Source organism: Sunxiuqinia rutila (assembly GCF_050589705.1).
Classification (GTDB): domain Bacteria; phylum Bacteroidota; class Bacteroidia; order Bacteroidales; family Prolixibacteraceae; genus Sunxiuqinia; species Sunxiuqinia rutila.
In genome coordinates this window covers 36525-49909 of sequence record NZ_JBNGOT010000016.1, presented here as the reverse complement: position 1 = coordinate 49909, position 13385 = coordinate 36525, and the positions used below count along the sequence as shown (strand labels likewise).

Below are 13385 nucleotides of genomic sequence, written 5' to 3'. Positions count from 1 at the left end.
TCAATTGACTACTACGAAACTACTTATTCTTTTGAAAAGCAACTTGCTGTTAACAACTTATTAACAAAAGTTAGTGATGCATTAACACCTTTGGGGATGAAGCTTTTATAGCTTTGTTTGTGCGTAGTTAGCGCGTGATTATTATCTTTGATCTGGATTTAAACACCTCATATAAAAAATTGGTTATGAAGAATTTTTTCATTTTTTTAGTACTAATCTCATTTGTAGCAGGCACTTCCGGCGAAGCTCAAACTGTAAAGGCTAAAATTGATTTTGAAACCTTGGAGCATGATTTTGGTACCTTCAAAGAAGAAGATGGTTCACAAACCTATAATTTTAAATTTGTGAACAATGGTGCATCACCCCTTATTTTAAATAATGTCCGTGCGGCATGCGGATGCACCACGCCCCAGTGGACCAAAGCCCCAGTGGCTCCGGGACAGGAAGGATTTATTAAAGTGAGCTATAACCCCCGTAACAGACCGGGACCTTTCAATAAAACAGTATCGGTAACCTCCAATTCCGAAAAACCCAATACGATCTTAAGAATTAAAGGAGTGGTTGAACAGCGTGAGAAAACGCTGGCAGAGCAGTATCCGCGTCAAATTGGGCCATTGCGTGCCAAAAACAACCATATTTCAATTGTGAAAATTACCGAGAATGAAGTAAGGACGGAAGAGCTCGAGCTGATTAACGATACCGATGAGCCGGTTAGCCTCTCGTTTAAAACTCCTCCCAAACACCTGACAGTAAAGGCTGTTCCTGAGACGATTCCGGCCAAAGGCAAAGGGAAAGTGGTGGTTGCTTATGATGCCAAGGAGCTGAATACTTATGGCTTTATGATGCACCGCATTTACCTCAATATCAACGGGGAGTCCAACTATCGCAATTCTATTGGTATTTCGGCGACTATCGAAGAGGATTTTTCGGCCTTGACTGCTGAAGAACTGGCCAATGCTCCGGTTGTTGCGTTCAACGAAAAAGTGCATGATTTTGGCGATATCAACCAGGGCGATGAAGTGGAATACACCTTCAATATTAAGAATGAAGGGCAGCGCGACCTGATCATCCGTCGGGTGAAAACCTCTTGTGGCTGTACGGCCGTTACTCCTGAGAAAAAAATTATTTCGAAGAATGAAGTTGTCCCATTGAAGGTGAAGTTTAGTTCGAAAGGAAAACGCGGGCGGCAGAATAAGTCAATAACTGTAATTACGAATGATCCTAAAAATCCAACAACGATTTTGCGGGTTTCAACTAACATTAAAGTCACCGGATAGCAGCAAAATAAGAAGATTGAAAAGCCGCTTCATTTTTTGGAGCGGCTTATTTTTTTGTTCGTACGCTAAGTTTTACCTTCGTAGAAATTTTTTCTCATGAGCATAAAAAAGAATTACGATCATATTGAAAACGACAAGGAATATAAAGGCTTGAAAGTCAATAAAGGAATTGATCATCCCGAAACCTTTAACGAGGATTCTATTCAGCGTTTTTTAAAGAATAAACGCAAACGAATAAAGACTGCAGATGATTATGTTGAAGGAATTTTAGCCGGAAATATTACCACCCTGAGCCAGGCGGTTACTTTGGTTGAGAGTTCCAAAAAAGAACACCAGGAAGTAGCCCGGGAAATCATCACCAAATGTTTGCCCTATAGCGGAAAGTCCTTGCGCATTGGAATTACCGGCGTGCCCGGAGTTGGGAAAAGTACCTTTATCGAATCGATGGGGAAATTTATTACCAAGCAAGGGGGAAAACTGGCTGTGTTGGCGATTGACCCCAGCAGTGAGCGTTCCAAAGGAAGTATTTTGGGCGATAAAACCCGGATGGAGCAGTTGTCGTCCGATCCCAATGCTTACATCAGGCCTTCACCATCGGCAGGCTCTTTGGGGGGCGTAGCCCGCAAAACCCGCGAAACAATTATTTTGTGCGAAGCCGCTGGTTTCGATACCATTTTTATTGAGACGGTGGGCGTAGGCCAAAGCGAAACTATGGTGCATTCGATGGTCGATTTTTTCTTGTTGTTGATGCTTGCCGGAGCTGGTGATGAATTGCAGGGAATCAAGCGGGGAATTATGGAAATGGCCGATGCCATCACCATTAATAAAGCGGATGGAAATAATGTTGATAAAGCCGAAATGGCTCGGATTCAGTATTTGAATGCCTTGCATTTGTTTCCGCCCACCGATTCGGGCTGGAAGCCTAAAGTATTGACTTGTTCCGCTTTTCATCATATCGGAATTGACAAAATTTGGGAAACCATTCAGGAATATATCAGTTTAGTAGAAAAAAATGGTTATTTTCAGCACAAGAGAAATGAGCAGGCCAAGTTTTGGATGTACGAAACAATCAATGACCACTTAAAGTCTGATTTCTACCAGAATGAGGAGTTAAAAGAACTGACTTCAAGCTTTGAAAACAAAGTGCTGGGGCAGGAAATGAGTTCATTTGTCGCAGCCTTTGAGTTACTGAATAAATATTATCAAACAAAAAAATATTAACGGATGAGAAATTTAGGTATAGTTGTTCTTTTATTGCTTTTTATTGCTGGTTGTCAAAGTAATTCAGCAAAATATCAGGTAAATGGTACGGTTGCCGGGCTCGACTCGGCTGTTGTTTATCTTGTTAAGGCCGAAAATGGTCGGCCAGTAACAACCGATACCACCCACGCTGTTGAAGGAAAATTTTCCTTTGAAGGAACGATTGCCGTTCCTGAGTTGCACTACCTGCGTTTAGGAGAGCGTGATTATTTTGCTCAGTTCTTTCTGGAAAATGAAACGATTACTGTTGAAGCCAATGCGGATAGTTTGCGTGGAACACAAGTTACCGGTTCTCCAATTACCGATCTGTTTAACGAGTACCTGGATGAAGTGCAGCGGATGCAGGAAAAAATGAGTGAGTACCAGCAGCAGTATTCTGCAGCGATGGCTTCCGGTAACCAAGACGAGGTGGACCGTATCCGAATTGATGCAGAAGCAGCGAACGACAACATGCAGGTTTACGCTAAAAATTTTGTTAAAGAGAATAGTACTTCCATTGTAGGTCCTTTCGTTACGTTGACACAGCTGGCTCAGCAGCTGGATTACACCGAATTAAAGGAGTTGGTTGATTTATTTCCTGCTGAGCTGGATTCATCGGTATACACCAAACAACTGAAAGAGTTTGTGGCAGAAAAAGGGCGGACGGCCATTGGTGTTCAGGCTCCGGAATTTACCATGAACGATGTGGATGGCAATCCGGTAAGCTTGTCTGCTTTCCGTGGAAAATACCTCTTGATTGATTTTTGGGCTGCCTGGTGTGGCCCTTGTCGTCAGGAAAACCCCAATGTGGTAAGCGCTTACAATACTTTCAAGGATAAAGGATTCGATATTTTGGGCGTTTCGCTTGATCGTGAAAAAGAGGCTTGGCTGAAAGCGATTGAAGATGATAAACTGAGCTGGACCCATGTTTCGGATTTGAAATACTGGCAAAATGAAGCGGCCCAGCTGTATGGCGTTCAATCGATTCCTCATTCGGTGTTGCTTGATCCGGAAGGGAAGATTGTAGCCAAGAACCTGCGCGGGAAAGACCTGCACGATAAATTGAATGAATTACTGAACTAAAATAGAAACCGGCCAAGTGCCGGTTTTTTGTTTTAAGGTCGGCCGTGTTGTCGAATAAGATTGTTGTGTCGGAGCTGTTGTACAGTATTCACTTATTTAAGAACTTTTTGGTCGTTGAGCTGTTTTTTTTAGCGATCAATCAAATTCAGTTAATCAATTATTATGAGTTACGATGTATTAGTTATAGGAAGTGGTCCTGGCGGTTATGTTGCTGCAATCCGGGCTGCCCAGCTAGGTTTTAAAGTAGGTGTTGTTGAAAAAGAAAATATTGGAGGAGTATGCCTCAACTGGGGATGTATCCCTACTAAATCCTTGTTGAAAAGTATGCAGGCGTTTGAATATGCCAAGCATGCCGCAGATTATGGCGTTAGTATTTCTGGCGAAGTAAAGGCTGATTTTAAAGCTATGGTCAACCGCAGCCGCGAAGTGGCTGGTGGAATGAGCAAAGGAATTCAGTTTCTTTTCAAGAAGAATAAAATTGAAGCAATTAATGGATACGGCCGCCTGAAAGCAAAAGGTACGGTTGAGGTTGAAGACGAAAAAGGAGCGAAAACGACGGTTTCGGCCAAGCACATCATTTTGGCTACCGGAGCTCGCTCACGTCAGTTACCTAACCTGACTCAGGACGGTAAAAAAATTATTGGCTATCGCGAAGCCATGACTTTAGAGAAGCAACCCGAGTCGATGGTTGTGGTTGGCTCTGGCGCCATTGGTAGCGAGTTTGCCAATTTCTACCATACAATTGGTACCAAAGTGACCTTGGTGGAATATATGCCTACCGTGATTCCGAATGAAGACGAAGAGGTTGCCAAAACTCTAGAGCGTTCCTTCAAGAAAAGTAAAATGAAGGTGATGACCAATGCTTCGGTTGAGTCGGTTGATACGAAAGGAAAACTTTGCAAAGTAGTGGTGAAAACCAAAAAAGGTGAAGAAAGCCTGGAAGCGGAAATCGTTTTGAGTGCCGTGGGTATTGCTCCAAATATTGAAAACATAGGCCTTGAGGAACTGGGCGTTGAGCTCGAAAATGGCAAGATTAAGGTTGATGATTACTACCGCACCAATGTAGAAGGTGTTTACGCCATTGGCGATATTGTACACGGGCCTGCTTTAGCTCACGTAGCTTCAGCCGAGGGAATTACCTGTGTGGAAAAGATTGCCGGTCAAAATCCGGATCCGGTGGATTACGGAAACATTCCGGGATGTACCTACACCAACCCCGAAGTATCATCGGTAGGAATGACGGAGCAAAAAGCCAAAGAAGCCGGCTATGAGATTAAGGTTGGTAAATTCCCTTACTCAGCCAGTGGAAAAGCCAGTGCAGCGGGTCAGAAAGATGGTTTTGTGAAACTGATTTTTGATGCGAAGTACGGCGAATTGTTAGGTGCTCACATGATTGGCGGCAATGTTACCGAGATGATTGCCGAGCTGGTTGTGGCCAAAAAACTGGAGATAACCGGACATGAACTCATCAAGACCATCCATCCGCACCCAACCATGAGTGAAGCGGTTATGGAGGCGGCAGCCGCTGCTTACGATGAAGTCATTCACTTGTAATAACAGATTTCATTTATGCTATAAAAAAAGCCGTTTCAGTTTCATTGAAACGGCTTTTCTTTGCCTCTTTAGTTTGGATTTTGTTGTTTGACTCCAGAACTGATTGGGTGTTTCCCGGATCAGTAAATCTTTTCAACGACCGGTTTTTCCTGATACACCAATAGGCTGACTACTTCGTCGGCCAGTACGCCCATTTTTAAAAGCTCGGTGTAAATATCGGCGTAGATAACACCCACTTTTGTTTTGTAGCCTCCTTTTCGCAGATTTTTAAAATGCTCCTGTTGCAGCTTGTCATGATCTTTTTTGATGTTCTGCATTAAGGTCCTCACCTCGTGAATATCGATGGAGAGTTCGGCATCTTTTACAACCCCAATCATGAGGCAAAACAGCTCTGAAATGCGATCGGAAAAGCGGAGCAGGTTTCCATACATTTCTTCGTTAAACTGAAGCTTGCCCGATGTTTTACGGCTGATGGCCTTCGAAATGGAGTAACACGAGTCGGCAATACTTTCAATATGGGTGGTTATTTGCAGCATTTTGTTGATGTTTTCTGCGGCCTGGTGGCTGAGCTCTTGCTTGGAGACTTCCGCTAAATAGGCAGCAATTTCAACTTCAAGCTGATCCGATATTTCTTCGTACTTTTTGATCTTGTGTTGGTAGTGCGTAATTTTTTTGTCTGAATGGGTCTGCAGCAGTTCCCGGGTGTGGAAAAACATTTTTTCAACTCGCTCGGTGTACACCATCAGTTCCTTTCGGGCTTGCAAAATCGATAAATCGATGGTAGACAGAAGCCCGGTGCTGATAAACTGGAGGCGGAACTCTTCATCGTCCTCTTTTTGTTTGACAATTTTCACAATCAGTTTTTCCAGCGGCTTAACAAACCAGATGAGGATAAAGGTATTCAGCAGGTTGAATATGGTGTGAAAAATAGAAAGGGCGATGGGGATGGCTGCTGCTGTTTGCTGGCTGGTCTGTCCTGCCGTTGCCAGAGGGGAATCGAACCCATTGTGCACGGTAATGGAGCTAATCAGGTCGAGAAACGGGAAAAATACCGGCAAGAGCAACAATACACCAAGCATGTTGAAAAATAAGTGCGCTGTGGCGGTTCTTTTGGCAGAGGTGTTGGCTACCAAAGCGGCCAGGTTAGCGGTAATGGTCGTACCTATGTTTTGTCCAAGCACCATAGCTGCTGCCATGTCAAAAGCAATCCATCCGTTAAAGCACATCACCAGGGTTAAGGCCATTACCGCACTGGATGACTGGATTAACATGGTCAGGATAACACCAATAAACAGGAAGATTAGAACAGAGCCATAACCATAATTGGAGAAGTTGGTTAAAAAGCGCAGTATTTCCGGATTGCTATTGATGTCTGGCGTGGAGTGATTTAAAAAATCAAGACCAATGAAAATAATGGCAAAGCCAATGATGACGCTTCCCCAGTTGTTGCGGTTGGTGTTTTTAGAAAAAAGCAGTGGGAAGGTTATGCCGATTAGCGGTAACACCAACATGCTGATTTCAACTTTAAAGCCTAGAATAGATATGAGCCAGGCGGTTACTGTGGTTCCAATGTTGGACCCCATGATTACCCCGATGGATTCGGCAAAAGTGACCAGCCCGGCATTAACAAAGCTGACGAGCATCACCGTTGTGGCCGACGATGATTGGATGATGGCCGTAACCAGGAAACCGGTAAATATGCCTTTAAATCGGTTCGAAGTCATTGCCGACAGGATTCCTCGCAAGCGATCGCCGGCAACTTTTTGTAGGGATTCGCTCATCAGTTTCATGCCAAACAGGAAGAATCCCAGTGACCCCAGCAGTTTGAGGAGGTCAAATATGGAGTAGTTCATAATGCGTTGAAAAATTTTGCGCTAAATATATTACTTATCGAACCTCTGGACAAAATATTCGACTACAGAAATGGAAAAGCTGAAAAGAATCATTCGAGTGATCCGTAAAGTATCCTGAATTGTTTTTCCCTTTTAGCTCCATCCGCAGGCTGAAATGTGGTGTATCTAATGCTGAATGTTTCGGTTTAGAGGTAATCACTTTTCTTCATAATGTTGAAGTCTTCTTTTGAAATACGAGTGTAGTGCAATGATCCGATTTCATTGGTTGATTTCCCTAAATACCACCCCGACATCTTATTGATTTTTGAAGCGGGGTTGTTGATGTTCCATCCCAGGGTGACAATGCCGTTCAAATCATATTCCCGACTCATAACAGATGGGGTGTTGTACCAGTAAATCAATTTCCCGTTTCGTTTGCCTAACTCGGAGATTAGTACCCGTTGGCTCGAGAACAGCTGGGCATTTTCATTGTCGCACATCCAGCCACTGAATAGTAACTCGCCGTCAATCTCTTCAATTTTGACAATTCTCGGAACTTCATATTTTTGATCCAGATCATTGATGGATTTGTTTTGCGGAATGGAATTGTATTTCCAATGTCCGATGATGGAGCGATACCGAACTTTGTTTTTCAGTTTTGAGGAAGTTAAGAACAAGAACACCCCGGATAGCAAGCCGCCAATGGTACTGGCCGTTTCAAAATTCGACATGCCAAAGTCTTTCTGAAAATACAGGGTGATAAAGATGGCGCCCATCATTAATGCTTTGCTCAAGGTACCAAGACCTTTATCGGTGAACGAGTAGTGAAGCATTTGATCAATCAGGGAGATGTCTTCTTTTTCAGGGTCTTCGGAGTTTTTAAACATCCTGAATTCCGTTACATTGTCACGGTTGTCTTCAAAGTTTTCGGCAACCAGGTGCAGGTGGTGATTTTCACCGGCTTCTTTACTGCATAGGATAGCTGTTTCCAGGCCTAGTTTTCCTTTTTCCAGGTATTTGGCTGAAATGGCTGTGTCTTCAACTTCTTTCAGTTTAATATCGCCAAATTTTTCCTGGATGTTGTTTTTGCATTGTTTGAGAGCTTGCGGGTGCGAAGCAATCTGGTTGATTTGTGTTAACGGAATGTCACTGCTTTTAGTGAATAAGCAGTGATGGATGTCCAGCAATTCGGTGGCCACTAAATCAATAAATTCGGTTTTAATTGCATTGTAGGTTTCTTCAACAATTCCGCCAATGCTGTTCTTTACAGCTACAACGCCATAGGTAATTTCATTGCGTTTAAGCATGCCAATAACACTTTTTGACGAGATGAGCGGAATGAGTTCGACATCGGTTAGGTTTAGTTTTTCGGCAATTTTTTTAGCTGCTCTTTCAGAGTTACTGCCAGCCATTCCTTGGTAGCCAATCTTAATCATGGTTCAACTAGTTTATAAATTCAATTAATGGCAGTCAGTATCAAAAAGGGAGTAAATTCAGTTTAGGGTTAGCTGGCTGCTCTTTGTTCGTTTTTTATGCAAAGTAGTAAAAAATTAGTTTGAAAGCGGATCATTCCTGAATCCTTTTTGTGATTGATTGATCTTCAGCTGGCTTTAGCCGGTGGGGTGTTGTTGGTAAGTAAGCCGTGGAGCTCCAGGCTCGGATTTATCTTAACCGAGTTGCGCAGTCATGCGTTTACAAACCTTGACCCCATTGACTTGGTCACATAGCATTACCTCCGAATTGGTAAATTCCTGTTGCTGTTTTAAAACGTTTTTCAGGAATCGGAGAGTGAATTTAAGTTTTTAACTTAAATTTGCAGGACATTGGCAATGAGGTCTGCCTTAAACCGTTTCGTTTCGGAACTAATGACTTCTACGTGTAATGGCTGAAGCCAATGTAGAATCATCTATTTAAGGTACTATGAACATAAAAAGAATCCGAGACTTCCTATTCACTTTCGAGCAAATCCCTTCCCTTATTTATCTTTTGAAATGGATTTTTATTTGTCTTGTCCTGGGCGTAATTGTGGGGAGCATTTCGGCCTTTTTTCTGTTGAGTCTGGAGTGGGTAACCAATTGGCGGGAGTCGCACCTGTGGATTATCGCCTTGCTTCCTGTTGGCGGATTTATTATTGGCTTATCCTACCATTTATACGGTAACAGCGTGGTGAAAGGAAACAACCTGTTGCTTGAAGAATTTCATACGCCGGAGAAAATCATTCCCTTCCGGATGGCTCCATTGGTGTTGTTTGGAACCATTTTAACGCACTTTTTTGGTGGGTCAGCCGGGCGAGAGGGAACAGCTGTTCAAATTGGAGGAGCCATTGCCGACCGGTTTACCAAGGTTTTCAACTTGTCGAAACGTGACCGGAAAATTATGCTGATTGCCGGAATTAGCGCTGGGTTTGCCTCGGTATTTGGCACCCCTTTGGCCGGAGGTATTTTTGCCCTCGAGGTGCTGATCTTGGGTCGAATACGGCTGGATGCCATTATCCCCAGTTTTTTGGCGGCAGTTTTTGCCAATTACTTTTGCGAGATCTGGGATGTGTCTCACACCCACTATCACATTGCTTCGGTGGCTGAAATGAATCCGGTTAACCTGCTATGGGCATTATTGGCCGGAATTATTTTTGGCCTTGTGGCCATGCTGTTTTCAAAGTCAACTCATTTCTGGAGCGACCTGTTTAACCGCACCATCAGGTATTCGCCTTTGCGCCCCGTGATTGGCGGAGTTGTTTTGGCTGTCGCTATCTACTTGATTGGTACCACCAAGTACATCGGGTTGGGTATTCCAACCATTGTTGATGCGTTTGAAATTAAGTTGAACTCGTATGATTTTCTGCTGAAAATACTGTTTACATCCTTTACTCTGGGGGCTGGTTTTAAGGGGGGAGAAGTAACGCCACTGTTTTACATTGGAGCAGCCTTGGGGAACGTTTTGGTATGGTTCATTCCCTTGCCTATGGGACTGTTGGCCGGAATGGGTTTTGTTGCTGTTTTTGCCGGCGCTACCAACACGCCCATTGCCTGTACGGTGATGGGAATTGAGCTGTTTGGAATTGAAGCAGGAATGTTCATTGCGCTTGCCTGCAGCACTTCGTATTTATTTTCCGGACATTCGGGCGTGTATTCGTCGCAGATTATCGGAAGCCCCAAACACAACTTTTTCATTCGCGAAAAAGGCTTGCAGCTTTCTGAAATTAAGAAGAAAAGAAAGAAAAAGTAGGCTTTTAAACCATCACCTTGCTTGCTTTAAGCTTCTCTGTTTCCTTGAAAAGAAAACTCCCTCAAGACTTTCGTCCGGAAGGAGTTTCATTAGTAAGTAGTAATAGTAGTAATTGAGTGTAGTGTTTTATTTTTTCTCTACAAAGTCATCGGGGGCATAGTAAATGCCTTTTTCTTGCCAGATGGCTTGTAACTTTTTTAGGGCTGTTTTGAATGAGTCGAAATCTTTGTTCGCCAGCTCAGTCCAGCCGACCTCGGCATAGGCTGCCAATCGTGGAAAAACCATAAAATGCATGTGCCCGTTGGTCGGAATCCACTCTCCCCACATTTGCGAACCGGTTCCAATCACCTTGCTGTGGTATTCTTTGGCCAGTCCTTCCGGAATCGGATCGAAATGGTAAGCTTTGGACAAGGGGATGGATTGGTAATCGTAATCCAGGTAGGTTAGAGAATGAAGTGAGTTGACAATCTCGTAACCATTGCTGGCAGCGGTTGTGGCCAGGTTTAAATCACCTTTCCAAAAATGAATCAACGTTTGCTGGGCCAGTTGCTGATCAACCTTGGTGTCCGAGTCATCCTGAAAATGATGCAGGTTATGCCCCATAATTTCGTTCCAGCCCATCATCCTTCTTCCTTTCGATTCCAGGTAATTTGAAATTCGGTTGGTGAAGAAAACCTGTAAGCCTGCCGGTGAAGCAATACCATTCTTTTTCATGTATGCCTGAACGGTTTCTGACGATTTCCAGTGGTCGTATTTCACCTCGTCTCCACCAATATGGATTACTTCTGAAGGGAACAGTTCCATCACTTCGTCCAGCACATCGGTCAGGAACTGGTAAACTTTCGGATCGCTTACATCATAGACATCGGTACCAACTCCAAATTTTGTTGGGACTTCAATTTCTTTTTTGGCCGTGCCCAACCAGGGGTAAGCGGCAATGGCAGCACTGGAGTGCCCCGGCATTTCAATTTCCGGAACAATGGTAATGTGCCTTGCCTTGGCGTAGGCAATAATTTCTTTGATTTGTTCCTGGGTGTAGAACCCTTCGTGAGGCTCGGCCGACTGGATTGGGCTATCCCATTTTAGCGGACCAACCTGAGTGCTGCTTCGCTTGGAGCCAATTTGTGTCAGAAGCGGGTATTTTTTGATTTCTATTCGCCAGCCCTGATCATCAACCAGGTGCCAATGGAAAACATTCATTTTCAAACGAGCCATCTCATCCAGCAACAGTTTTACCTGTTCTGCTCCTTTGAAATAGCGTGATTCGTCGAGCATGAAAGCCCGCCAGTGAAAGCGGGGAGAATCGCTGATGGCTACTGCCGGAATTTCGCCTGGGTTTTCATCCATAAGCTGAAGCAAGGTTTGTACGCCATAAAACCATCCGGTTGCAGTGGATGCACTTATTTCAATAGACTTGGGTGAAATATTTAGTTCGTAAGCTTCTTTGCTGAGTTTGCCGTTTTGCTTAAACAGGATGTAGTTTTCTTTCTGCTTATTGTTTTCTTCCAACTGGTTTTCCAGTCCGAAAGCTGTTTGAAGCTGTTGCTGTAAGGTTTTAGCCGACTCATAGCCAGCTACACCAGTGATAATTTTGGTTTGCGGGTTGATGGCAAAATGCCCATCCTGCTGCTTGATTTCCTGAGGGCGAGGAATAATATTCAGGGGTTGTGCCAGCGTAATGCCCGTAATGAGGCACAAGGCCAATAAGATGGTTGATCGTTTCATTCGTTCGTGTTTTGTGTTTGTAAGACGCTTTGTTTTTAATTAGGAGACTGTCTCTTTGCGAAAAGAAACAGTCTCATGTAAATCTATGAAAAAAACGATCGGTTATACAAATTCTACCGGTTTGCGTTTGATCCACTGTCCGCGTGTAAAGTCGGGGAAGTATTGTGGAGCACTGTTTTGTGCAATTGATGCTTCTGAAAGCGGTGTTACGGCACTCCAGGCTGCAGCATCATACACATCCATAACCGGCTGGCGCTGTTCTTTAACGGCATTAATGAATTCGCGGGTAACAAAATAGTCAATGCCGCCATGACCAGAACCATTGGCTATTTCACCATATTTTTTCCAAAGTGGGTGATCATACTTGTCTTGCCATGCCTGAAACTCGTCCCATGCGTGGTCTTTGCTCTGCCCCTCAATGTGAATGCGGCGGTGGCCGTAGTCAAAGTCGGTTACACCATCGGTGCCGGCTACATGAAAGTTCAGGGAGTAGGGGCGAGGCAGGTTACAGTCGTGGGTAACAATGATGGTTTCCCCATTGGTAGTTTTAATAGTTGAGGTAATAATATCGCCTTGTTTCCAGGGAAGTTGGGCATTGGGGTGATCTTTTCCACCTTTTTCTTCAATGTAATCTTTCAAACCAACTGCTTTTGATGCTGTGGAGGTCAGATACAGGAAGCGGTTTCCGCGGTTGATGTCCAGCATGGCAGCAATAGGGCCGAGACCATGTGTGGGGTAAACATCGGCATTGCGCATTAAGGAGTGTTGCGTTCTCCAGCGTGCTTCACCTTTGGCTTCTTCGCCAAATTGAAGGCCGTTGTTGAATTTCACATTCAATAAGCTGTGACGATAGCCGCAACGAGCGTGTACCACTTCACCAAATACGCCTTGTTTCACCATGTTCAATACGGCCATGGCATCGCGGCGGTAGTTCACATTTTCAAGAATCATACATGGCATTCCGGTTTCCTCCGAAGTGTTGACAAGGTCCCAGCATTCTTCGATGGTATTGGCAGCAGAAACTTCAAGACCGGCATACTTACCTGCTTTCATGGTTGCCACAGCCATTCGTGTGTGCCATAGCCAAGGCGTTGAAATAATCACGCCATCAATGTCGTCACGTTTCAACATTTCAAGGTAAGCGTATTCGCCATCGGAATAAACATCCGCTTCAGGAACGCCAACATCGCGAAGGAGCTTTTGAGTGCGTGTCACTGCTTCCGGATCGATGTCGCAAAAAGCGGTTACTTTTACACCCTCAGTCATTGCTGCGCGTTTTACGTGTCCGCGTCCACGGCCTCCACAACCAATGAAAGCAATATTAACTTCACCTTGTTTTTTTCTGGAGAGCGTACTTCCTTTTGAAATATGAGGAGCGATAAACATGCCTGCTCCGGCAGCACCTACTGTGCGGAGAAAATCCCTTCTGTCCGTTGTCATCTATGTCAGG

General features: G+C 44.1%; 9 protein-coding genes and 1 riboswitch. Of the genes, 5 read left to right on the top strand and 4 right to left on the bottom strand.

Going from position 1 to position 13385, the window contains the following annotated elements:
- Positions 1 to 185 precede the first annotated feature (185 nt).
- The 4 genes from ACRD6K_RS16895 to lpdA all read left to right on the top strand — a co-directional run bounded on the left by ACRD6K_RS16895 (position 186) and on the right by lpdA (position 5153).
- Positions 186 to 1277, top strand: a complete 1092-nt coding sequence (locus ACRD6K_RS16895; protein ID WP_430974238.1) for a DUF1573 domain-containing protein — start codon at positions 186 to 188, stop codon at positions 1275 to 1277.
- A 96-nt stretch (positions 1278 to 1373) separates the two neighbouring features.
- Complete coding sequence (meaB, locus tag ACRD6K_RS16890; RefSeq protein WP_299583434.1) at positions 1374 to 2498, top strand: methylmalonyl Co-A mutase-associated GTPase MeaB; 1125 nt, start codon at positions 1374 to 1376, stop codon at positions 2496 to 2498.
- Positions 2499 to 2501: 3 nt separating this feature from the next.
- Positions 2502 to 3599 (top strand): redoxin domain-containing protein, encoded by a 1098-nt coding sequence (locus ACRD6K_RS16885; RefSeq protein ID WP_430974237.1) that lies wholly within the window; start codon positions 2502 to 2504, stop codon positions 3597 to 3599.
- 162 nt (positions 3600 to 3761) lie between these two features.
- Complete coding sequence (lpdA, locus tag ACRD6K_RS16880; protein ID WP_430974235.1) at positions 3762 to 5153, top strand: dihydrolipoyl dehydrogenase; 1392 nt, start codon at positions 3762 to 3764, stop codon at positions 5151 to 5153.
- Positions 5154 to 5272: 119 nt separating this feature from the next.
- On the opposite strand, the gene ACRD6K_RS16875 is transcribed toward lpdA, so the two are convergent.
- Positions 5273 to 7006, bottom strand: a complete 1734-nt coding sequence (locus ACRD6K_RS16875; RefSeq protein ID WP_430974234.1) for a Na/Pi cotransporter family protein — start codon at positions 7004 to 7006, stop codon at positions 5273 to 5275.
- Positions 7007 to 7191: 185 nt separating this feature from the next.
- Complete coding sequence (locus ACRD6K_RS16870) at positions 7192 to 8421, bottom strand: prephenate dehydratase (RefSeq protein ID WP_430974233.1); 1230 nt, start codon at positions 8419 to 8421, stop codon at positions 7192 to 7194.
- Positions 8422 to 8801: 380 nt separating this feature from the next.
- A riboswitch (Fluoride riboswitch) is annotated at positions 8802 to 8867 on the top strand.
- 38 nt (positions 8868 to 8905) lie between these two features.
- Here ACRD6K_RS16870 and ACRD6K_RS16865 point away from each other — a divergent pair.
- Positions 8906 to 10210 (top strand): voltage-gated chloride channel family protein, encoded by a 1305-nt coding sequence (locus tag ACRD6K_RS16865; RefSeq protein WP_430974232.1) that lies wholly within the window; start codon positions 8906 to 8908, stop codon positions 10208 to 10210.
- A 126-nt stretch (positions 10211 to 10336) separates the two neighbouring features.
- Here the strand turns inward: ACRD6K_RS16865 and ACRD6K_RS16860 are convergent, their stop codons facing one another.
- A complete protein-coding gene (locus ACRD6K_RS16860; RefSeq protein WP_430974231.1) occupies positions 10337 to 11935 on the bottom strand; it encodes a beta-N-acetylhexosaminidase in 1599 nt (532 codons plus the stop codon).
- A 102-nt stretch (positions 11936 to 12037) separates the two neighbouring features.
- The gene (locus tag ACRD6K_RS16855; RefSeq protein ID WP_430974230.1) at positions 12038 to 13375 is read right to left on the bottom strand and encodes a Gfo/Idh/MocA family protein; all 1338 of its coding nucleotides are present in this window, start codon (positions 13373 to 13375) and stop codon (positions 12038 to 12040) included.
- Between the last annotated feature and the right edge of the window lie 10 nt (positions 13376 to 13385).

Excerpts from the sequence above, each read along its gene's own strand:
- ACRD6K_RS16895 (WP_430974238.1), top strand. The coding sequence starts at position 186 with ATGAAGAATTTTTTCATTTTTTTAGTACTAATCTCATTTGTAGCAGGC.
- meaB (WP_299583434.1), top strand. The coding sequence starts at position 1,374 with ATGAGCATAAAAAAGAATTACGATCATATTGAAAACGACAAGGAATAT.
- ACRD6K_RS16885 (WP_430974237.1), top strand. The coding sequence starts at position 2,502 with ATGAGAAATTTAGGTATAGTTGTTCTTTTATTGCTTTTTATTGCTGGT.
- lpdA (WP_430974235.1), top strand. The coding sequence starts at position 3,762 with ATGAGTTACGATGTATTAGTTATAGGAAGTGGTCCTGGCGGTTATGTT.
- ACRD6K_RS16875 (WP_430974234.1), bottom strand. The coding sequence starts at position 7,006 with ATGAACTACTCCATATTTGACCTCCTCAAACTGCTGGGGTCACTGGGA.
- ACRD6K_RS16870 (WP_430974233.1), bottom strand. The coding sequence starts at position 8,421 with ATGATTAAGATTGGCTACCAAGGAATGGCTGGCAGTAACTCTGAAAGA.
- ACRD6K_RS16865 (WP_430974232.1), top strand. The coding sequence starts at position 8,906 with ATGAACATAAAAAGAATCCGAGACTTCCTATTCACTTTCGAGCAAATC.
- ACRD6K_RS16860 (WP_430974231.1), bottom strand. The coding sequence starts at position 11,935 with ATGAAACGATCAACCATCTTATTGGCCTTGTGCCTCATTACGGGCATT.
- ACRD6K_RS16855 (WP_430974230.1), bottom strand. The coding sequence starts at position 13,375 with ATGACAACGGACAGAAGGGATTTTCTCCGCACAGTAGGTGCTGCCGGA.